Here is a 19,074-nt window from a genome sequence, read left to right as displayed (position 1 = left end):
CTCGTTTTGCGAAAGCTGTTTTGGCGATTAGGCTCATCTGATCGACAGTGCGGGATCAAACCAATGGACCATCGCGACGTGATCGCATCGCTGACGCAGCAACAGCGCGATCGGCTGACCGCCAAGTCGGATCGCCTCGGGCTGCTGCAGCTTGCCGGTCATTGGGGCGCGATCACCGTCATTGGTGCGCTGATCATCGCCAAGGCGCCGTACTGGCCGCTGCTGATGCTGCCGCAAGGCATCCTGATCGTTTTCCTGTTCACGCTTCTGCACGAGACGGTCCATCGCACGGCTTTCGAAACACAGCGGCTGAACGATCTCGTGGCGCGCGTCTGCAGTCTGGCGATCGCGCTGCCGGCCGACTGGTTCCGCTATTTCCATTTCGCCCATCACCGCTTCACCCAGGATCCGGAAAACGATCCGGAACTGGCCTTTCCCAAGCCAGAAACCTGGCGTCAGTATCTGATCCACATCTCAGGCATTCCGGTGTGGTGGGGTCACTTCAAGACGCTCTACACCAATGCCACCGGCCGATGCCGGGACAGTTACGTGCCGCCAAAGGGCCGGCCCAAGGTGCGCGCCGAGGCCCGCGCCATGATTGCCTTCTATGCCGTCCTGCTGGTGCTGGCCGTCTGGTTCCGGGCAACCACGCTGCTCTATGTCTGGATCGTGCCGGCGCTTCTCGGACAACCGTTCCTGCGCCTCTATCTGCTGGCCGAGCACGGCCGTTGTCCGCTTGTCGCCAACATGCTGGAAAACACCCGGACCACGCTGACCAACTGGTTTGTCCGCAAGCTCGCCTGGAACATGCCCTTCCACGCCGAGCATCATGCCTATCCAGGTGTGCCGTTCCATAAACTGCCGGCGTTTCACGCACTGATCGAGCGCCATCTCAAGGAGATCGAAGCCGGCTATGTGCGCTTCCACGAAAAATATATCGAGACATTGCGCTGATGACAGGTGCCTGAGGCCGAGCCGATGGCTGGCTCGGCCCTGCGCGCTCAGCCTGATTGCCTGATGGCCGCGCGCGTCTCCAGCAGGCGAGCGATGTCCGCCGCCTTCGACGGCACGCCGATCAGATAGCCTTGGGCTTCGACGCAGCCCTCCTTGCGCAGGAACTCCAGCTGAGCTTCGGTTTCGACACCTTCTGCGGTGACGGTGATGCCGAGCTGCGCGCCGAGCCCGATGACCGTGCGCACGATCGCGGCGGTGTCGCGGTTGTCGATGTCGCGGATAAAGGAGCGGTCGATCTTGATCTTGTCGACCGGAAAGCGGTGGAGATAGCCGAGCGACGAATAACCGATGCCGAAATCGTCCAGTGCGATACGGATGCCGAGGTCGCGCAACTGCCTGAGCGTTCTGAGCACTGTCTCGCTCTCGTCCATCAGCACTGTTTCGGTGATTTCCAGTTCAAGCCGATCGGCCGGCACGCCGGAAAATGCCAGCGCCGAGATGACGCTGCGGGCAAAGGTGCCGCTTTTGATCTGCACTGCCGAGACGTTGACTGCGATACGCAGCCCATGCGGCCAGCCCGCTGCAACCGTGCAGGCTTTCCTCAGCGCCCATTCTCCCAGCGGCACGATCAGCCCGATTTCTTCGGCAACCGGGATGAAGTCGTCTGGCGGCACCAAGCCGCGTGCCGGCGAACGCCACCGCATCAAGGCTTCGGCGCCGACGATTTCGCTGGAAGCGATGTTCATGATGGGTTGAAAATCCAACTCGAATTCCCGCTGCTGCAGCGCTGTCTCCAGATCGGTTTCAAGTGCGCGGCGCGCCCGCACCATCGCATCCATGCCCGGCTCGAAGAAGCGATAGACATTGCGCCCTTCGCTTTTTGCCCTGTAGAGGGCCATGTCGGCATTTTTCAGCAGCGTGTCGGCATCCCTGCCGTCGTCGGGGAAAAGGGCGATGCCGAGGCTGATGCCGACATGCATATCGCGGCTTTTGTCGCGAAACGGTTTTCCTATGGTGTCGACAATGCGTTTTGCCAGCTTTTCCGCATCGTTGGCAGCTTTTGGGCTGGCACTTTTTGAGCCGGCGCGTTTTGTATTGAACTGGATGATGACGAACTCGTCGCCGCCGAAACGAGCGACTACGTCCGTTTCGCTGCGTAAACACCGTTGCAGCCGTTCGGCCACGCATTTCAGCAGCCAGTCGCCGGCCGGATGCCCCCAAGTGTCGTTGACGGCCTTGAAGCGGTCGAGGTCGAGCGAGAATATCGCCAGGTCCGTGGCCTCGCCCAAGGCCCGGTCGAGCCGTTCGCGGAACATCGATCGATTGGGCAGGTTGGTCAGCGTGTCGTGGTGCGCAAGATGGGTCATGCGCTCTTCGACGCGCCTGCGTTCGGTGACGTCGTCGAATGTCGCCACCCAGCCTCCGCCACTCATCGGCCGCCGTACGACCAGAAGCGTTCTGCCGTCGCCAAGATGGCGGTCGGTCGATCGCATTTCCCCGGCCTGAAGGCTGGCCACGGTGTTCGAGATTTCATTGTCGATATCGATCCCGGTATAGATGGCCAGGCGTACGAGCTGCTCGAGCAGATCGCGGTGGCTCATGCCAAGCGGAAAGTCGGCCGGCGTCACGCGGTATAGTTCCAGAAAACGTCCGTTGCGCACGATCAGCCTGCCATCGGCATCGAACATCAAAAGCCCTTGCGACATGTTGGCCAGTGCCGCGTCGAAGCGGCGGTGCTGCTCCTTCAGCTCCTGCTCGGCACGCCGTTGCTCGGTGATGTCCTCATAGATCGATACCCAGCCGCCCGAAGCCAGCGGCCGGTGCGAGATGTTGATGATGCGGCCATCCGACAATGTTTCCTCGTAGGTCGAGGGTTTCGCCCGGTCGATATAGGGCTTGCGGATAGCGTAGAGTTCTTCGGCGCTGTGCGAGGCGACACCGATGTCGACGCTGTGCTGGAGGATGTCGAAAAACCGGATGCCCGGCTGCACGATCTCGGCGTCGAGGCAGAAGATGCTGATATAATTGCCGTTGCATATGATCATGCGCTCGTCGGCATCGAACATGCCCAGGCCATGCGACATGTTCTCGACGGCGGCCGAGAAACGATCATTCTGTTTGCGCAGCTCGTCCTCGATCCGCGGCAGGCCCACGCCTTCGGCCCTCCGTCCGCGGACGGGCGAACCAGCCTTGGCATGAGCGACGGACATGAGGCGTGCCTGCAGACCGTGATCGAACACGGCACTGTTGCCCTTTCCGGTTAATTTAACGTTTTTCGGTCGGCGGGCTGCACCGTTTAGCGCCGCGATTTCTCGATCGCCGCATAGCGTTTGAGGAACGCGTTTTGCGCCCAGGTCACCGAACGCGGCGTTAAATCGAAGCGCTCGGCGTTGAAGCCGCGCGGCCGGCCGAAGAACTCGGTTGCCTCGGCTGTGGAGAAGCCGGCCAGCAGCGTCGCCTCGAAATAGGCCGCGATCTGGTCGGCGCGCTTGATCTCTTTGCGCAGGCCAGCACCGAGCTCGACCGGCAGCGAAAAGCGCTGGTGGATGGCACGCTGGAGTCGAAGCTCGCACTCCTTGTAGCTGCCGCCCATCACCGATTTGAACGGTGAGATCATGTCGCCGATCACATATTCCGGCGCGTCGTGCAGCAAAGCGGCCAGCCGCGCGTCGGCCGGGGCGTCCGGTACCAATTCGGAAAACAGCGCCTCGGCCAGCAGCGAATGCTGGGCGACGGAAAAGGCGTGGTCGCCGCTGGTCTGGCCGTTCCAGCGGGCGACGCGGGCAAGCCCATGCGCGATGTCCGAAATCTCGATGTCGAGCGGCGAGGGGTCGAGCAGATCGAGCCGCCGGCCCGACAGCATGCGCTGCCAGGCGCGCGGCGGCGCGCCGGCACGGTCGGCCGCCATTAGGCCTCCTCCGCGCCGACGGATTCCTGCGGGCCAACGGTTTCCAGCGGAAAAGTGAATTTCGCCCAGGCGGGGATGGTGAGCGAGACAGTGACGTCTTCCGCCATGATCGGCTGGCCGTCGTCGAGCGCCGCCTTGACGCGGTCGATACGGGCTATGGCCAGGCCTGTCGCGCCGGCGGTGGAGCCAAGCGTGCCGACCGGTCGCCCGGCCACTGTCAGTTCGGTACCGGGAGCCGGCAGGGGCCGTTCGGCCGAAACGATCAGCACCCGCCGTCTGGCAGTACCGCGATGCTGCATGCGCGAGACCACCTCCTGGCCGACATAGCAGCCCTTCCTGAAGCCAACGCCGGCAATCTCATCGAGCAGCACATCATGCGGGAAGGCCTCACCAAGCTGATAGTCGCTGCCACTTTCGGCAATGCCATGGGCGATGCGCAGGGTCTCCCATGCCGCCGGGTCGCCGCCCGCGGTAGTGGCGCCATAAAAGCGGCTGACGGCTGCGTCGAGGAACCGTGCATCGGCAACCCCGTTTGAATCAAATTGTGAAGCCGCTGAATCATCTCCCCATGCAACAGTGACAAGACCCTGATCGGCCTCGGCAATCTCGACTTTGGCGCGCAATTTGTAGAGCATCAGCCGGCGCATGAAATCGCTTGATATATCGGCTCGGCATTCGAGCCGGAAGGAATTCTCGCCAGCCCGCGAGATCAGGAAGTCGAACAGAATCTTGCCTTGCGGCGTCAGCAAGGCGCCGGGCTTTGCTTCGCCGGCAGCCAGTGCGTCGAGATCGGTGGTCAGAATGTTCTGCAAAAAGCCCTCCGCATCCGGGCCTGACACGGAAACGAGTGCGCGGTCTTTCAATTGGGCAAAGGGCATGGGTGGAAAGAACCTGATCTTGCAAAACGGTCGGCCATTACGTAAGCCGCTGGCACTCCCCCCGCAAGAGACCGGATCAGCATGGCCATGACCTACGACCTCATCCTGACAGGCGGAACGGTGGTGAACCACGATGGCGAGGGCCGGCGCGACATTGGCATCAACGGCGGGCGCATCGCCGCCATTGGCGATCTCGGCCGGGCTTCCGCCGGCGAGACGGTCGACTGCCGCGGCCTGCACGTCCTGCCGGGCGTCGTTGACAGCCAGGTGCATTTCCGCGAGCCGGGGCTGGAGCACAAGGAAGATTTGGAGACAGGCTCGCGGGCAGCGGTGCTAGGCGGCGTCACCGCAGTCTTCGAGATGCCCAACACCAACCCGCTGACCACCAGCGAGGCAGCCCTTGCCGACAAAGTGCGGCGCGCTTCCGGCCGCATGCATTGCGACTTCGCCTTCTGGGTCGGCGGCACCCGCGAAAATGCCAGGGATGTTGGCGACCTCGAACGGCTGCCGGGAGCGGCTGGGATAAAAGTTTTCATGGGCTCGTCTACCGGCGACCTTTTGGTCGAGGACGATGAGGGCGTCGCCTCGATCCTGAGGAACACGCGCCGCCGCGCCGCTTTCCATTCCGAGGACGAATTCCGGCTGCGCGAGCGGCTTGGCGAACGTATCGAGGACGACCCGTCCTCGCATCCGGTCTGGCGCGACGAGATCGCGGCACTTCGCTGCACCGAGCGACTGGTGCGCATCGCGCGACAGGCCCGCGCGCGCATCCATGTCCTGCACATCTCGACCGCCGAGGAAATCGCCTTCCTCGAGCAGCATAAGGATGTCGCGACCTGCGAGGCGACGCCGCATCATCTGACGCTGAGCGCGGATGATTACGCGCGGCTTGGCACGCTGATCCAGATGAACCCGCCGGTGCGCGCATCGCGCCATCGCGACGGCATCTGGCACGGCATTCAGCAAGGTATCGTCGATGTGCTGGGTTCCGACCATGCCCCGCACACGCTGGCCGAGAAGGCAAAACCCTATCCGGCCTCGCCGTCGGGCATGACTGGCGTGCAGACGCTGGTGCCGATCATGCTGGATCACGTCAATGCCGGGCGGCTGACGTTGCAACGTTTCGTCGATCTGTCCAGTCACGGCCCGCAGCGCATCTTCGGCATGGCCAGGAAAGGCCGCATCGCCGCTGGCTACGACGCCGATTTCACGATTGTCGATCTGAAGCGTCGCGAGACCATCACCAACGCGCAGGCAGGTTCGAAGTCCGGCTGGACGCCGTATGACGGAAGGAAGGTGACCGGCTGGCCAGTCGGCACCGTCGTGCGCGGCCGGCGCGTGATGTGGGAAGGCGAGATCGTCACGTCAGGACAGGGCAGGGCGGTGGAATTTTCCGAGGCGCTGTCGGTCTAGCCGTTTCCATGGTGTTGGATTTTTTAAGCACTGCGCATTATGTTGTTGGGGTTATGAACGCAGATATCGCGCCCATGATTGTCCCCGCGGAGTTTCCGGAACTCCAGGCTCTCGCCTGGAACCGTGACGTAGCGCGTCCGATTCCCGCCGAAGAAGCATTTGCGCTGTATGAGCGCAATTGGCGTTTTGTCGATCAAAAGCGTCTTACGGCGCGTGAAAAACGGCTTATACGGAATCTGGCCAACAAATTCGGTCATGGCGTCCTTTTGACCACTGCCTGAAGTTCGGTCTCCTTCCCTGATCTCTCTTCCCGCAGCTATCAGACAGTACACACAGCGAACGGAAGTCATGAAGGAGTTCAAAAGGCCGGAACACCGGATCATTGCCGAAGCCCTCGGACTAATGGATCGCGAATTCCTGGCCGTGAACCAATGCTGGTTCGGCGGCGGGACGGCGATTGTCATGAAACTCGGCGAGTATCGACGGTCACTGGATGTGGATTTCCTGTGTGCCGATGCCGACGGCTATCGCGAACTGCGAACCCGTGCGGCCGAACGGGGCGTTGGGGCGTTCTTCCCCGAACCCGTTGAGGCCATTCGGGATTTCCAGATCGACCAGTATGGTTTGAGAACGGTTATGCGGCTCAACGGGCAATTGATCAAATTCGAAATCATCCGCGAAGGCCGCATCCAACTGCAAGGCCATTTTGACGACGATTTGAATGTACCTGCCCTGATCGCGGCGGATATGTTTGCCGAGAAGCTGTTGGCGAATGCCGATCGATGTCAGGACCGCGCCATCGCATATCGCGACGCTATCGATCTCGGGATGTTGGTCAAAGCCTATGGAGAAATCCCGGCCGAGGCGCTGGGCAAGGCGCAAACCGCCTATGGGTCGGACATCCAGCACAAGGTCGCATGGGTGGTGAACAAGCTTCAGGGCAGGGACGAACTGCGCAACGCAGCCGAGTCCTTGCAAATGGACGCTAACGCGGCCGACACTGCTATTTCGGCTCTTCGAAACGAAGGCATTCGCCTCTGGCCAGGTGCGGGCATCGGCAAGGACCGATCACGCCAATAAATAGCAGAGTCGAGGCAGGGCGTGGAGTTTTCCACAACGGCAGCTCAATCCCCGGCGACGAAGAAAGTCCACTGTCCCGCGGGCGTGATGCCGACGCGATAGAAGATGTAAGCGCCGAACTGCTTCATGCTATCATAGTCGCCGGCGGTGACGATTTTGAACAGCTCAACCCGCTGTCTGGCGTCGAGCTTGTCCAGCGGCAGCGCGAAGAAATAGGGCCAGACATAGAGCTCCTGCGGCGTGCCGACATCGACATGGACATAGCCGGCACTGAGCACCTCTTCCAGGATGGCGAGGATCTCCTGGCCTTCCGTGTCGCCCGAAAGACCTTTCAGGAAGGTGATCGGGTCGCCTTCGATCTCGCTCAGCGACAATTGGGTCATCGTATCGCCCTTGCCGATCAGCGGCCGGAGCCTTTCGATGTCGCCGCTCTTGCAGGCCTCGATCATCAGATTGTGCATGCGCCTGACCGGCTCCGGCAGCTTGCCGAGATCGTAGAGGACTTCGGGCAAGGGTTCATCCGGATCGACATGCGGATTGGCCAGGCCGCCATCATCCGCTGGGCCCTTGGGTTCGACCTGTTCCGGCTCATTGGGTGTCGTCGGCTGACTGGCTGCGGGCGGCGTCGTGCCGAGCGGATCGGGCATCGGCACTGTAGTTTCGTCGTCGGCGGGTGGCGCGACCGGTGAAGGAAGATCCTCGCGCTTGATCTCGCTCAGCGCGTAAGCGGGGTTGAGGCAGAGCGCCAGCGGAACCGCGGCGAAAAAAGCGGCGAGCCAGATGCTGAGGACCAAGCCACGCGGCTGGCCTGACATCAAAGAATTCACCGCCTGCCTCTCCATGACTTTCTGGACCTTACAGGCCCAGGCCTTTACAGATGCCAAGCCCCCGTAGGTGCCCTGGGCATGATGCCTAAGCGGCACGTCGTCGTCAAAGAGCTTGATGCCGGTTTAGTGCCGCAGACGTTCTGGTTCGAAAGCTCCGGCTATCACCTTTTCACGCATGCGGTCGAGCAGGGCAAGGGCCGAGGTCTCGCCATTGGCGCGCAGCATTTCACCGAACGCGGTTTCAAGGGCGGCCTCCGCGATGATTTCCGGCTCGATTCCGGCCGAAAGCCCTTCCGCCCAGGCCTCGCTGTGGCTTTCCACGGCGGTCAGGCGCTTTTCTTCCCTGACCAGCGCGTCGATGTCGTTGACGCCATGTTCCATTTGCGATGTCCACCCTTTTCAAGCGGCGATCCGACAGATGCGGATCAGGCTTGGGCTGTCCCTTTGTTACATGCAGGTCAAGTAAGTACTTGTAAATACGACATTTCTAGGGTCGCCTCTGACAAGTCTCGTCGCGTCTCGTAAACCTGCGTTCGATCCGATTCAAAACTTAGCCGATTAGGCCGGCGAGCGGGACGAAAACCTTCAGTTTGAGTTAATTCCACATCCACGCGGTAACGTTTCGTTAATACCGTTGCAGAAGTGCAACACAAGGATTGCACTAAGATGCCGCCGGACACAAGCAGGGAGATGTCAAGGTCAGTTGCCGTAGCGTGAGGCGATGTCGCGCGACAGCGTCTCGCCTTCCTTCATGTAGCGGCTGATGGCTTCGGTCGCCGAGGTGGTGCATTGCGTGTAGGTGCCGCCGAAGGAGCGATAACCGCGGTTGAAGCTGGCAATGAAGCGGGCGCGCCGCTCCGGGTCCGGGTTTTCCGAAGCAATCAGCTTCTCCATCTCGACCCGCCACTGGTCGCCCTTCTCGCCGCACAGATTACGCAGGAAATGCAACGATCCAAGCACCTCCGCCAGCCGCATCAGCCCCGGCTCGAACGGGGCTTCGGCTGCCAGCGCCGGCCGCATCGCCGTGCTGGCGGCGAGGCATGCGGCAAGGAACAGCGAGGCACGGATCATAAGGCTTTGTGGCGAAACACTTGGCCGTCTGCAAGGCGATTTTGAAGGTTTACGCCCTCGCATCCCTGAGCAATTCGTCGGCAACGGCAAACACCGAGCCGGCAAGCGGCATCGTCGTCATTTCGCTAAGCGTATAGAAGGCGGCAGTCTCGGCGTCGTCGCTGGCCAGCGCCTCGCCATCGGCATAGGTCGCGCCGAACACCGTCAACCGGTAATCGACCGGATGGTTCTCGTTGCTTCCGTCGATGTGGATTTCGCGCAGCGGCCGATAGCCGTCCGCGCGCAGGCCGGTTTCCTCCAGCAGTTCGCGGGCCGCTGCTTCCTCCAGCGTCTCGCCGGCCTCGACCTTGCCGCCTGGGAAAGCGTAGAGGCCTTGCGAGGGCGGCCTTGCCCGCTTGACCAGCAGCACAGTGTTCCCACGCACGACGGCGACCGAGACTGCCGGAATGATCCTGCGTGTTTCCATGAGTTCCCGCTTGATAGACATAGCCCATTGTGGACCGGCCGTCGGTGAACAGCTTTAGCGGTTGCGAAAGGCATGTTCCATCGCCACTTTCACATGTCATCAGTTCGAAAGTTGATTTCATGTGCGGACGCTTTGCCCTGACCGCCACCCCGGACCAGACCGCCACCTTCCTCGGGCTGACGGAATTGGAGGACTTTCCGGCCCGCTACAACATCGCGCCGACGCAGCCGGTGCTGATGACGCTCGCCGGTCCACCACTTGCGCCGGGCTCGAACCTGCCTGACCGACAGGCGATGCTGGTGCGCTGGGGGCTGATCCCCACTTGGGTGAAAGACACCAGGGAGTTTCCGCTGCTGCTCAACGCGCGTTCGGAAGGAGCGACGGAAAAGGCCTCGTTTCGCACCGCCATGCGCCATCGCCGCGCTTTGGTGCCGGCCTCGGGGTTCTACGAATGGCAGCAAACCGGTGGCAAGAGGGGGCAACCCTACTGGATCAGGCCCAGGCATGGCGGGCTGGTTGCTTTTGCCGGGCTGATCGAGACCTATGCCGAGCCGGGCGGCTCGGAAATGGACACCGGCGCCATCCTGACCGTCCATGCCAATGCCGACATCGCACACATCCATGACCGGATGCCGGTGGTGATCCACCCGCAGGATTTCGCTCGCTGGCTGGATTGCCGCACGCTCGAGCCGCGCGACGTGGCCGACCTGCTCAGACCGGCACAGCTCGATTTCTTCGAGGCTGTCCCGGTTTCCGACCTAGTCAACAAGGTTGCCAACACCGGACCGGAGATTCAGGAAAGGGGCGTCGTGGGGCCGGAGCCCGAGAAGCCCAGGCGCCAGAAGACTGGCGCGGACGACGGGCAGATGACTTTGTTTTAGCGGTAGCGGCTGTTTGCTGGGCCGCTTCAACGCGCTCATTGCCGGCGCCCATTTACTGGCGGCCGGCACGTCACATCAGGCAGCGCGCGGCGATGTGATCTTTTGCGCAGGCTTTTTCTTCTTCGCGGTATGGAGAAGTGCGGCGACGATCGCGGCCGGGCCGATCGCCCGGTATTGGCTGGCAAGCGCCGGTTGCTTAGCGCTGGAGTCCTGCTTGGTTCGGGGCATTTTTCTCTTCCCTGGGTAACGTCTTCGTGTCCGGGTTTGCTGGTCGAATCCGACCAAATCGTGACATTTGGTGATCTAGCCGGCGAATGTTTCATGACTGTGCCGACATGTTTAATAAAATGGTTCACTGCGTCATTACCTGTGATCCAGCGACTCTTTTGCCGAAAGTTGCGACTTGACGGCAACACTGGGTGAGGCGATAAAGCCGCTCATGAGAACGTCTTTCGCCATTTGTGGCATTTGCATTATTGGCTAGCCTCGCGCTGGTCTGGACGTTTTCGCCTATCTTCCTTCTAGAGTGGACAAACGCCCCGGCCAGCAGGCTGGAATCTGACTGGCGTCTCGGCGCGAGAATGATTCCCAGCCCAAACAAAAGTACCGGACTGGGAAGGCACGAATGTCTGACGCATCGAAGGGCTTGCGCCTCTACAACACGCTGACGCGGACGAAGGAAGAATTTGTTCCGATCGATCCACGCAATGTGCGCATGTATGTCTGCGGCCCGACGGTCTACGACTTTGCCCATATCGGCAATGCGCGGCCGGTGATCGTCTTCGATGTGCTCTTCCGTCTGTTGCGCCAACTCTACGGCGAAAAGCACGTCACGTATGTGCGCAACATCACGGATGTCGATGACAAGATTAACGATCGCGCCCTGCGCGATTTCGGCGGCGAGATTGCCTCGGGAAAGCTGTCGCTGAACCAGGCGATCCGTCGGGTCACGGAAAAGACCGCCGACCAGTTCCATAGGGATGTGGCGACGCTCGGCTGCCTGGAGCCGACGGTCGAGCCGCGCGCCACCGAGTTCGTCGAGCCTAGGCCAGACGGCAAGACCGACATGATCTCCTTGATTCAACGCTTGATCGAACGCGGCCATGCCTATGTTGCGGCAGGCGAAGTTTTGTTCGACACCGCCTCGATGCCGGACTATGGCCAGTTGTCGAAGCGCAATCTCGACGAACAGCAGGCCGGTGCCCGCGTCGCCGTCGATAAGCACAAGAAGAACCCTGGGGATTTCGTGCTGTGGAAGCTGTCCTCGCCGGAAGAGCCGGGCTGGGACAGCCCGTGGGGCAGGGGTCGGCCGGGCTGGCACATCGAGTGCTCGGCGATGTCGGCGGCCTATCTCGGCGAGGTCTTCGACATCCACGGCGGCGGGCTCGACCTGATCTTCCCGCACCACGAGAACGAGATCGCCCAGTCGCGCTGCGCCCACGGCACTGAAACGATGGCCAAGGTATGGATGCACAACGGCTTTCTGCAGGTCGAGGGACAGAAGATGTCCAAGAGCCTGGGCAATTTCTACTCGATCAATGAATTGCTGGAGACGGAGATCTTTGGCGGCCGTAAATGGCCGGGGGAGGTGCTCAGGCTGGCGATGCTGATGACGCATTATCGCGAGCCGATCGACTTTTCCGTGCGCAAGCTGGAAGAGGCGGAAAATACGCTGCGCAAATGGAAACGGGCGGCGGATCTGGCGCCAGCGGCGGCGACGCAATTGCCGGTGGAAGTCGTGGATGCTCTGTCGGACGATCTGGCAACTTATGCCGCGTTTCAGGTCATGACCCGGCTTGCTGGTGAAGCGGCAGAGGCCAACGATGCCGCCGCTTCGCTGAAGGCGTCGCTATCGTTCCTCGGCTTCGATGTTGGCGCGGCTAAGGTCGATGAAGACGGGATCGCCAAGGCGATCGCCAGGCGTCTGGAATTGATCGCCGCCAAGAACTGGGCCGAGGCCGACCGCATCCGCGACGAGTTGCTGGCGCAAGGCGTGCAGTTGAAGGACGGTAAGGACCCCGTCACCGGCGAACGCGTGACGACTTGGGAGGTGAAGCGGTGAGGGCGGCGCCAAGCACCCCCCTCTGCCCTGCCGGGCATCTCCCCCTCAAGGGGGGAGATTGGATGTCACCGTCGTTTTCGCCAGTCGCCGAGGTTGCAGAAAAGGCGCTGCCGATGAAGCTGCCAATCTCCCCCCTTGAGGGGGAGATGCCCGGCAGGGCAGAGGGGGGCGAACCGCGATGACGCATTTTCCTGTACCCGCCAACAACCGCCGCAACGCGCGCAAGATGCGCAAGGCAATGACCGACGCCGAACTGAAACTCTGGAATGAAATCAGGGCGCACCGGCTCATGGGGCTAGCGTTTCGTCGGCAGATGCCTATCGCCGGCTACATCGTCGATTTTGCCTGCCCCAGCAAGAAGCTGATCGTCGAACTTGATGGCTCCCAGCATGCACAGACGGAAGCTTCGGCATTAGATTCCATAAGAACCGCAAGGCTTGAAGCACTCGGCTGGACCATCCTGCGCTTCTGGAACGACGACGTCACCCGCGACATCGACAACGTCTGCCAGCACATGATCATCGAGGCCGGCCTAGCTGGCGCTGAGATGCCGGCACACGAGCCAGCAAAGGAGGCAGTACCATGATCGACCACCTCGGCATCACCGTTTCCGATTTCGGCGTGTCGAAAGCCTTCTACGATAAGGCGATGGCGCCGCTCGGTGCCTCACTGCTCTACATGGTGCCGCAGGAATATACCGGTGGCGCCAAGGTCGGCGGCTATGGCCGTGACCGGCCGGTGTTCTGGCTGCATCAAGGCAAGGACAAGCCGAAGGACCGTCAGCACGTCGCCTTTACTGCGCGTAGCCGAGCCGAGGTCGATGCCTTCCACGCCGCGGCAATCGCCGCCGGCGGCAAGGACAATGGCGGGCCGGGCCTGCGTCCGCACTATCATGCGAACTACTATGGCGCCTTTGTCTTCGACCCAGACGGCAACAATGTCGAAGCCGTCTGCCATGCTTCGGAGTGAAGCGATGAGCCTGGACAACAGACCAGTCTACACAGGCGGTTGCCAGTGCGGCGCCGTGCGATTCCGTATCGAAGGCGCACTGGGCGACGCCTCCGTCTGTCATTGCCGCATGTGCCAGAAGGCAAGCGGCAATTTCTACCTGCCGCTGGTGTCCGTGCGCGACGCAAAACTCGACTGGACGCGCGGCGAACCCAAACACTTCCGCTCCTCCAACGCTGCATTGCGCGGCTTTTGTGCCGATTGCGGCACGCCGCTGACCTTCGAGGCGCCCGACGGCATCGCACTCGCCATCGCGGCCTTCGACGACCCGGAGGAGATCGCGCCGACCATCCAGTGGGGCACCGAAGCAAAACTCCCCTATGTCGATCACATCCACGAATTGCCCGGCGAGGACACGATGGCCGACGTCTCGTCGGCGTCCTATCTTGCCGATCTCGTCTCTTACCAGCATCCCGACCACGACACCGAACAATGGCCGCCGGAGGAAAGATCATGACCGAAACCGTTCGAACCGGCGGCTGCCAGTGCGGCGCCGTGCGTTTCCGCATTCGTGGGGCGCTCGGGCGCGCTTCCATCTGCCATTGCCGCATGTGCCAGAAACAGTTCGGTTCCTTCTTCGGCGCGCTGGTGACGGTGCCGAAGGACGGCGTCGAATGGGTGCGCGAGGAGCCGAGCTACTTCCAGTCTTCGGTCAACATCGATCGTGGCTTTTGCAGCCGCTGCGGCACGCCACTGACCTATCGGCAGCCCGGCGGGCTCGAGATCGCCATCGGTGCTTTTGACGACCGTTCCGACCTGGCGCCGCAGATCCAGGTCAACTACGCCGCCCGGCTGCCCTGGGTGGAGAAGATCTTCGAGGCACCGGTCCATCACGATCCTGACTATTACAACCGGCAGGAATCGATCATCTCCTTCCAGCATCCGGATCACGAGACGGCCAATTGGCCGCAGCAGGGTCTGAAATTATGAGCCCAGAATCTGTGCGCAACGAACTCCGCACCCTCTATCCGGAGATCGAGGCCTTCGAGTCCGGTATGCTGGATGTTGGCGATGGCCATCAGGTCTATTGGGAGCGTTCCGGCACCAGGGGCGCGAAACCGGCTGTGTTCCTGCATGGCGGACCGGGCGGCACCATTTCGCCGAAGCACCGGCGGTTGTTCGATCCGAAGCTTTATGATGTCATCCTGTTCGACCAGCGCGGCTGCGGAAAGTCGACGCCCAATGCCTCGCTCGAGGCCAACACCACCTGGCACCTGGTCGCCGACATCGAGCGCCTGCGCGAGATGTGCGGCTTCGACAAATGGCTGGTGTTCGGCGGCTCGTGGGGCTCGACACTGGCGTTGGCCTATGCCGAGACGCACCCCGAGCGCGTCAGCGAGCTCGTCGTGCGCGGCATCTACACGCTGACGCGCGCGGAACTCGAATGGTATTACCAGTTCGGCGTCTCGGAAATGTTCCCCGACAAATGGGAACGCTTCCTGGCGCCGATCCCCGAGGCCGAGCGCGGCGACATGATGGCGGCCTATCGCAAACGGCTGGTCGGCAGCGACCGTAAGGTGCAGGTTGAGGCCGCTCGCGCCTGGAGCCTTTGGGAAGGCGAGACGATCACGCTGTTGCCCGAGCCGGAAACCAGCGGCCCGTTTGGTGAGGACGACTATGCCGTCGCTTTCGCTCGCATCGAGAACCACTATTTCGTCCATGCCGGCTGGCTGGAGGAGGGGCAGCTGCTGCGCGACGCGTGGAAGCTGAAGGACATCCCCGGCACCATCATCCATGGCCGCTACGACATGCCGTGCCCGGCGCGCTACGCCTGGGCGCTACACAAGGCGTGGCCGAAGGCGGATTTCCACCTGATCGAGGGCGCCGGCCATGCCTATTCGGAGCCGGGCATCCTCGACCGGCTGATCCGGGCGACGGATAAGTTTGCGGGGAAATGATCATGGGCCGCGAGCGCCTCTATCTCTTCGACACCACACTGCGCGATGGCCAGCAGACGCCGGGCATCGATTTTTCCGTTGAGGACAAGATCGCCATCGCCAAGCTGCTCGACGAGTTCGGCATCGACTATGTCGAAGGCGGCTATCCCGGCGCCAACCCGACCGACACCGCCTTCTTTGCCGAGCACCGCACGGCCAGTGCCAAGTTCGTCGCATTCGGCATGACCAAGCGGCCAGGGGTGTCGGCTTCGAATGATCCCGGCCTTGCCGCACTGGTCCAGTCGAAGGCGGATGCCATCTGCTTTGTCGCCAAGAGCTGGGACTATCATGTCCGCGTCGCGCTAGGCTGCACCAACGAGGAAAACCTCGAGGCGATCAAGGCCTCGGTCGAGGCGGCGGTTGCCTCGGGCAAGGAAGCACTGGTCGACTGCGAGCATTTCTTCGACGGCTTCAAGGCCAATCCGGACTACGCGCTTGCCTGCGCCAGGAGCGCCTACGATGCCGGTGCGCGCTGGGTGGTGCTGTGTGACACCAATGGCGGCACGCAGCCCTCGGAAGTGTACGCCATCGTCGAGAAGGTCATCGCCTCAGGCATTCCCGGAAGCCATCTCGGCATCCATGCCCATGACGACACCGGCCAGGCCGTGGCGAATTCGCTGGCCGCCGTCGAGGCTGGCGTGCGCCAGATCCAGGGTACGCTGAACGGCATCGGCGAGCGCTGCGGCAACGCCAATCTGATCTCCATCGTGCCGACCCTGGCGCTGAAGCCGGCCTTTTCCAACCGCTTCGAGACAGGCATTTCGGCCGAAGCGTTGACCGGCATATCGCGCCTGTCCCGCGCCTTCGACGAATTGCTGAACCGCGCACCGGAAGCGCAGGCGCCCTATGTCGGCGCTTCCGCCTTCGCCACCAAGGCCGGCATCCATGCCTCGGCGTTGGCCAAGGAGCCCGCCACTTATGAGCATGTGCCGCCGGAAGCAGTCGGCAACCGCCGCCGCGTCATGGTTTCGGACCAGGGCGGCAAGGCCAATTTCCTCGCCGAGTTGAAACGGCGCGGCATCGATATGCCGAAGGACGACCACCGGCTCGACGCGCTGATCTCTGTGGTCAAGGAGCGCGAGGCCGAGGGCTACGCCTATGAAGGCGCCGACGCCAGCTTCGAGTTGCTGGCGCGCAAGATGCTGCACGGCCTGCCGGAATTCTTCAGCGTCACCTCTTTCCGCTGCATGGTCGAGCGCCGCTTCGATGCCAACGGCCAGTTGAAGACGGTCTCCGAAGCGATCGTCAAAGTATTGGTCGACGGCGAGGAGAAGATGTCGGTGGCCGAAGGGCACGGCCCGGTCAATGCGCTCGACATTGCGCTGCGCAAGGATCTCGGAAAATTCCAGAACGAGATCGCCGACCTCGAGCTTGCCGACTTCAAGGTGCGTATCCTCAATGGCGGCACCGAAGCGATCACCCGCGTGCTGGTCGAATCGCATGACGGCACCGGCGCCCGCTGGTGGACGGTCGGCGTCTCAGAAAACATCATCGACGCTTCGTTCCAGGCACTGATGGATTCGATCGTCTACAAGCTGATGAAGAACCGAGAGATGGCCGGGCTGGTCGCAGCGGAGTGAAATTGAACCATCAGCGAAAGTCCATTGATCCATCAGAACTTTGCGATGGTCTTGGCACGGCGGCTGGCGCATAGCGTTGGGCCATGGCCACCGACGCAACTCAGATCGAGGCAGCCGCAAAGGCCCGGCGTGGCTTCCTGCTGGCCCTTGGCGCTTATCTCCTGTGGGGGCTGCTGCCCTTCTACATGAAGGCGGTCGCACATCTGCCGCTGGCCGAAGTCATCGCGCATCGTATCGTCTGGTCGGTACCGATCGCAGCGGCCGTTTTGATTTGGGCCGGCCGCACGGCGGATTTCAAAGCCGCGGTACGTTCGCCGCGCATCATTTCGATGGCGGCGCTGACGGCGGCGCTGATTTCGGTGAACTGGGGCATCTATGTCTGGGCGATCGCGGTCGACCGCACCATCGAGACCGCGCTCGGCTACTACATCAACCCGCTTGTCAGCGTCGTTGTCGGCGCGGTGCTGCTCGGCGAACGGCTCGACCGGTTGCAAATCGCTGCGGTGTTGCTGGCAGCCATCGCGGTCGCGGTGCTGACGATCGACGCCGGCAAGCTGCCCTGGGTATCGCTGGTGCTGGCGTTTTCCTTTGCCGCCTATGCCTTCTTCCGCAAGACGCTGCCAATTGGTCCGAGCCAAGGCTTTCTGCTTGAAGTGCTTTTGCTGTCGGTGCCGGCGCTCGGCTACATCGTCTTCCTCGTCGTCACCGGGCAAGACCATTTCGTCTCCAGCTCCCTGAGCGATACAGCGCTGCTGATCGGCTGCGGCCCGGTCACCGCCATACCGCTGCTGCTGTTTGCCTTCGGAGCCAAGCTGTTGCGCCTCTCCACCATCGGCATCATGCAGTATATCGCGCCGACCATCGTGTTCCTGATCGCCGTGCTGATTTTCGGCGAACCCTTCGGCAGCACCCAAGCCATCGCCTTCGGGCTGATCTGGACGGCGCTGGCGATCTACTCCTGGTCGATGTTTTCTTCGGCGCGCAAGGCCAGCGCTACATCCCGCGCCCCAGCCGCCTGACGAACAGATAGACGACTGCCGCGACGGTCAGCGATAGCAACGACACCACCCAGAACCCCATCGGCGTGTCGACCAGCGGCAGGCCGCCGACATTCATGCCGAACAGGCTTGAGATGATCGTCATCGGCAACAGCACCGCCGTCATCACCGACAGCATGTAGAGCAACTGGTTCGACTGCGTCGTCAGCTTGGCCATCAGCTCGTCCTGCAAGAGCCGGGCGCGCGCCTGCAATTGCTCGCCGTCATGATGCAATGTGTGGGCGCGGTGCGAAAGCCGGGCCGCCATGTCGTTGATTGGGTCGGGCAAATCGTTGCGATGCGAATGGTCGAGATGGCGGAACAGGCTGGTCAACGCCGCCATCTGCCGGTGGATCACCACCAATTGCCGGCGCGCATCGACCAGCGCCTGCCGCTCATTGTGCCATGCATCGCAGACGATGCGGTCCTCGATGCCGTCGAGCGTGTCGCCAAGGCTGCCGAGTTCCGTTGCCATCCCGTCGAGCGACTGGCCCATGACAGCCTCGATCAGTTCGGCGGGAGAGCGGAATTTACGCGACCCGTTGTCGATCGTTTTGCGGATAATGTCGACTGACCGGAGCGGTTGCTTGCGGCCGCCGATCAGCATCCTATCGTTGAAGGCGAAGCGGAAATGGCCAAGCCCGCGGGCCTCCGCCGAATAGTCGTGTCGCAGGTCCGGCAGATCGCCATGGAGCCAGTCGCCTTCGAGGTCGATGTGGCAGCCATGGCCGGCCGACAGGAAGGCATCGCGCACCGGTGGCGGCAAAGCCTGATCGGCGGCGATCTCATGGCGGGCGCGCATATCGGAAAGCTGATAGCTGCGCCACGTCCAGTGTGCTGCGGCCGGGTCTTTGGTTCGGGCGCCTTCGGCGGTGAAATGATAGATGAAGAACAGCCCGTGCTCGTCGGGCAGATAAGGTGACAGGTCGCTGCCTTCCGGATTGAGAGCGATGTTCATGGTCGCTTCGCCAG

General features: G+C 62.1%; 22 protein-coding genes. 13 read left to right on the top strand and 9 right to left on the bottom strand.

All coding sequences use genetic code 11. The features are described from left to right. Positions 1-63: 63 nt before the first annotated feature. Positions 64-954 carry a fatty acid desaturase family protein gene (locus tag AC0L26_RS26995; RefSeq protein ID WP_473635305.1) on the top strand — a complete coding sequence of 297 codons (891 nt, stop codon included), beginning with the start codon at positions 64-66 and terminating at the stop codon, positions 952-954. Between the two features lie 47 nt (positions 955-1,001). Here the strand turns inward: AC0L26_RS26995 and AC0L26_RS26990 are convergent, their stop codons facing one another. The 3 genes from AC0L26_RS26990 to ygfZ all read right to left on the bottom strand — a co-directional run bounded on the left by AC0L26_RS26990 (position 1,002) and on the right by ygfZ (position 4,740). After that, entirely contained in the window at positions 1,002-3,164 is a 2,163-nt protein-coding gene (locus tag AC0L26_RS26990) for a putative bifunctional diguanylate cyclase/phosphodiesterase (protein WP_473635304.1), read from the bottom strand. Positions 3,165-3,250: 86 nt separating this feature from the next. Then, a complete protein-coding gene (locus AC0L26_RS26985) occupies positions 3,251-3,862 on the bottom strand; it encodes an HD domain-containing protein (RefSeq protein WP_473635303.1) in 612 nt (203 codons plus the stop codon). Beyond that, the gene (gene ygfZ / locus AC0L26_RS26980) at positions 3,862-4,740 is read right to left on the bottom strand and encodes a CAF17-like 4Fe-4S cluster assembly/insertion protein YgfZ (RefSeq protein WP_473635302.1); all 879 of its coding nucleotides are present in this window, start codon (positions 4,738-4,740) and stop codon (positions 3,862-3,864) included. The genes AC0L26_RS26985 and ygfZ overlap by 1 nt, the downstream gene beginning before the upstream one ends. Before the next feature lie 81 nt (positions 4,741-4,821). On the opposite strand from ygfZ, the gene AC0L26_RS26975 reads away from it, so the two are divergent. The 3 genes from AC0L26_RS26975 (at position 4,822) to AC0L26_RS26965 (ending at position 7,233) form a co-directional block, all read left to right on the top strand. Further along, the gene (locus AC0L26_RS26975) at positions 4,822-6,153 is read left to right on the top strand and encodes a dihydroorotase (protein ID WP_473635301.1); all 1,332 of its coding nucleotides are present in this window, start codon (positions 4,822-4,824) and stop codon (positions 6,151-6,153) included. Positions 6,154-6,206: 53 nt separating this feature from the next. Continuing rightward, entirely contained in the window at positions 6,207-6,434 is a 228-nt protein-coding gene (locus AC0L26_RS26970; RefSeq protein ID WP_473635336.1) for a hypothetical protein, read from the top strand. Positions 6,435-6,501: 67 nt separating this feature from the next. Next, positions 6,502-7,233 (top strand): nucleotidyl transferase AbiEii/AbiGii toxin family protein, encoded by a 732-nt coding sequence (locus AC0L26_RS26965; RefSeq protein ID WP_473635300.1) that lies wholly within the window; start codon positions 6,502-6,504, stop codon positions 7,231-7,233. A gap of 44 nt (positions 7,234-7,277) precedes the next feature. Here the strand turns inward: AC0L26_RS26965 and AC0L26_RS26960 are convergent, their stop codons facing one another. From AC0L26_RS26960 to AC0L26_RS26945, 4 genes are all read right to left on the bottom strand, one after another. Then, positions 7,278-8,060 carry a hypothetical protein gene (locus AC0L26_RS26960; protein ID WP_473635299.1) on the bottom strand — a complete coding sequence of 261 codons (783 nt, stop codon included), beginning with the start codon at positions 8,058-8,060 and terminating at the stop codon, positions 7,278-7,280. A 123-nt stretch (positions 8,061-8,183) separates the two neighbouring features. Continuing rightward, positions 8,184-8,441, bottom strand: coding sequence for a hypothetical protein (locus tag AC0L26_RS26955; RefSeq protein ID WP_008874920.1), 258 nt, complete (start codon positions 8,439-8,441; stop codon positions 8,184-8,186). A 318-nt stretch (positions 8,442-8,759) separates the two neighbouring features. Continuing rightward, positions 8,760-9,131 (bottom strand): TIGR02301 family protein, encoded by a 372-nt coding sequence (locus AC0L26_RS26950; RefSeq protein ID WP_473635298.1) that lies wholly within the window; start codon positions 9,129-9,131, stop codon positions 8,760-8,762. 49 nt (positions 9,132-9,180) lie between these two features. Further along, complete coding sequence (locus AC0L26_RS26945) at positions 9,181-9,597, bottom strand: NUDIX hydrolase (RefSeq protein WP_473635297.1); 417 nt, start codon at positions 9,595-9,597, stop codon at positions 9,181-9,183. Positions 9,598-9,716: 119 nt separating this feature from the next. Here AC0L26_RS26945 and AC0L26_RS26940 point away from each other — a divergent pair, with 119 nt between their 5' ends. Further along, complete coding sequence (locus tag AC0L26_RS26940) at positions 9,717-10,478, top strand: SOS response-associated peptidase (protein ID WP_473635296.1); 762 nt, start codon at positions 9,717-9,719, stop codon at positions 10,476-10,478. A 75-nt stretch (positions 10,479-10,553) separates the two neighbouring features. Here AC0L26_RS26940 and AC0L26_RS26935 read toward each other — a convergent pair whose 3' ends face one another. Beyond that, positions 10,554-10,706, bottom strand: a complete 153-nt coding sequence (locus AC0L26_RS26935; protein WP_352928940.1) for a hypothetical protein — start codon at positions 10,704-10,706, stop codon at positions 10,554-10,556. Between the two features lie 397 nt (positions 10,707-11,103). On the opposite strand from AC0L26_RS26935, the gene cysS reads away from it, so the two are divergent. From cysS to rarD, 8 genes are all read left to right on the top strand, one after another. Next, on the top strand, positions 11,104-12,540 hold the full coding sequence (cysS, locus tag AC0L26_RS26930; RefSeq protein ID WP_473635295.1) for a cysteine--tRNA ligase: 1,437 nt from the start codon (positions 11,104-11,106) through the stop codon (positions 12,538-12,540). Positions 12,541-12,718: 178 nt separating this feature from the next. After that, the gene (locus AC0L26_RS26925; protein ID WP_473635294.1) at positions 12,719-13,126 is read left to right on the top strand and encodes an endonuclease domain-containing protein; all 408 of its coding nucleotides are present in this window, start codon (positions 12,719-12,721) and stop codon (positions 13,124-13,126) included. Then, complete coding sequence (locus AC0L26_RS26920) at positions 13,123-13,509, top strand: VOC family protein (protein ID WP_473635293.1); 387 nt, start codon at positions 13,123-13,125, stop codon at positions 13,507-13,509. Before AC0L26_RS26925 ends, AC0L26_RS26920 begins: the two co-directional genes overlap by 4 nt. A 4-nt stretch (positions 13,510-13,513) precedes the next feature. Beyond that, positions 13,514-14,005, top strand: coding sequence for a GFA family protein (locus AC0L26_RS26915; RefSeq protein WP_473635292.1), 492 nt, complete (start codon positions 13,514-13,516; stop codon positions 14,003-14,005). Then, the gene (locus AC0L26_RS26910) at positions 14,002-14,478 is read left to right on the top strand and encodes a GFA family protein (protein ID WP_352928934.1); all 477 of its coding nucleotides are present in this window, start codon (positions 14,002-14,004) and stop codon (positions 14,476-14,478) included. Before AC0L26_RS26915 ends, AC0L26_RS26910 begins: the two co-directional genes overlap by 4 nt. Then, positions 14,475-15,446, top strand: a complete 972-nt coding sequence (gene pip / locus AC0L26_RS26905) for a prolyl aminopeptidase (RefSeq protein WP_473635291.1) — start codon at positions 14,475-14,477, stop codon at positions 15,444-15,446. Before AC0L26_RS26910 ends, pip begins: the two co-directional genes overlap by 4 nt. Positions 15,447-15,448: 2 nt before the next feature. After that, positions 15,449-17,065, top strand: coding sequence for a citramalate synthase (gene cimA / locus AC0L26_RS26900; protein ID WP_473635290.1), 1,617 nt, complete (start codon positions 15,449-15,451; stop codon positions 17,063-17,065). A gap of 83 nt (positions 17,066-17,148) precedes the next feature. Then, positions 17,149-18,084, top strand: coding sequence for an EamA family transporter RarD (gene rarD / locus AC0L26_RS26895; RefSeq protein ID WP_473635289.1), 936 nt, complete (start codon positions 17,149-17,151; stop codon positions 18,082-18,084). On the opposite strand, the gene AC0L26_RS26890 is transcribed toward rarD, so the two are convergent. Next, positions 18,059-19,060 (bottom strand): transporter, encoded by a 1,002-nt coding sequence (locus tag AC0L26_RS26890; protein ID WP_473635288.1) that lies wholly within the window; start codon positions 19,058-19,060, stop codon positions 18,059-18,061. The two genes, rarD and AC0L26_RS26890, sit on opposite strands and share 26 nt — an antisense overlap. Positions 19,061-19,074 lie beyond the last annotated feature (14 nt).

The organism is Mesorhizobium sp. WSM4823, from assembly GCF_055811195.1.
The sequence above is the reverse complement of the archived record's forward strand: the minus strand, read 5'-3'. Positions and strand labels throughout refer to the sequence as shown.

Excerpts from the sequence above, each read along its gene's own strand:
- AC0L26_RS26995 (WP_473635305.1), top strand. The coding sequence starts at position 64 with ATGGACCATCGCGACGTGATCGCATCGCTGACGCAGCAACAGCGCGAT.
- AC0L26_RS26990 (WP_473635304.1), bottom strand. The coding sequence starts at position 3,164 with ATGTCCGTCGCTCATGCCAAGGCTGGTTCGCCCGTCCGCGGACGGAGG.
- AC0L26_RS26985 (WP_473635303.1), bottom strand. The coding sequence starts at position 3,862 with ATGGCGGCCGACCGTGCCGGCGCGCCGCCGCGCGCCTGGCAGCGCATG.
- ygfZ (WP_473635302.1), bottom strand. The coding sequence starts at position 4,740 with ATGCCCTTTGCCCAATTGAAAGACCGCGCACTCGTTTCCGTGTCAGGC.
- AC0L26_RS26975 (WP_473635301.1), top strand. The coding sequence starts at position 4,822 with ATGGCCATGACCTACGACCTCATCCTGACAGGCGGAACGGTGGTGAAC.
- AC0L26_RS26970 (WP_473635336.1), top strand. The coding sequence starts at position 6,207 with ATGAACGCAGATATCGCGCCCATGATTGTCCCCGCGGAGTTTCCGGAA.
- AC0L26_RS26965 (WP_473635300.1), top strand. The coding sequence starts at position 6,502 with ATGAAGGAGTTCAAAAGGCCGGAACACCGGATCATTGCCGAAGCCCTC.
- AC0L26_RS26955 (WP_008874920.1), bottom strand. The coding sequence starts at position 8,441 with ATGGAACATGGCGTCAACGACATCGACGCGCTGGTCAGGGAAGAAAAG.
- AC0L26_RS26950 (WP_473635298.1), bottom strand. The coding sequence starts at position 9,131 with ATGATCCGTGCCTCGCTGTTCCTTGCCGCATGCCTCGCCGCCAGCACG.
- AC0L26_RS26945 (WP_473635297.1), bottom strand. The coding sequence starts at position 9,597 with ATGGAAACACGCAGGATCATTCCGGCAGTCTCGGTCGCCGTCGTGCGT.
- AC0L26_RS26940 (WP_473635296.1), top strand. The coding sequence starts at position 9,717 with ATGTGCGGACGCTTTGCCCTGACCGCCACCCCGGACCAGACCGCCACC.
- AC0L26_RS26935 (WP_352928940.1), bottom strand. The coding sequence starts at position 10,706 with ATGCCCCGAACCAAGCAGGACTCCAGCGCTAAGCAACCGGCGCTTGCC.
- cysS (WP_473635295.1), top strand. The coding sequence starts at position 11,104 with ATGTCTGACGCATCGAAGGGCTTGCGCCTCTACAACACGCTGACGCGG.
- AC0L26_RS26925 (WP_473635294.1), top strand. The coding sequence starts at position 12,719 with ATGACGCATTTTCCTGTACCCGCCAACAACCGCCGCAACGCGCGCAAG.
- AC0L26_RS26920 (WP_473635293.1), top strand. The coding sequence starts at position 13,123 with ATGATCGACCACCTCGGCATCACCGTTTCCGATTTCGGCGTGTCGAAA.
- AC0L26_RS26915 (WP_473635292.1), top strand. The coding sequence starts at position 13,514 with ATGAGCCTGGACAACAGACCAGTCTACACAGGCGGTTGCCAGTGCGGC.
- AC0L26_RS26910 (WP_352928934.1), top strand. The coding sequence starts at position 14,002 with ATGACCGAAACCGTTCGAACCGGCGGCTGCCAGTGCGGCGCCGTGCGT.
- pip (WP_473635291.1), top strand. The coding sequence starts at position 14,475 with ATGAGCCCAGAATCTGTGCGCAACGAACTCCGCACCCTCTATCCGGAG.
- cimA (WP_473635290.1), top strand. The coding sequence starts at position 15,449 with ATGGGCCGCGAGCGCCTCTATCTCTTCGACACCACACTGCGCGATGGC.
- rarD (WP_473635289.1), top strand. The coding sequence starts at position 17,149 with ATGGCCACCGACGCAACTCAGATCGAGGCAGCCGCAAAGGCCCGGCGT.
- AC0L26_RS26890 (WP_473635288.1), bottom strand. The coding sequence starts at position 19,060 with ATGAACATCGCTCTCAATCCGGAAGGCAGCGACCTGTCACCTTATCTG.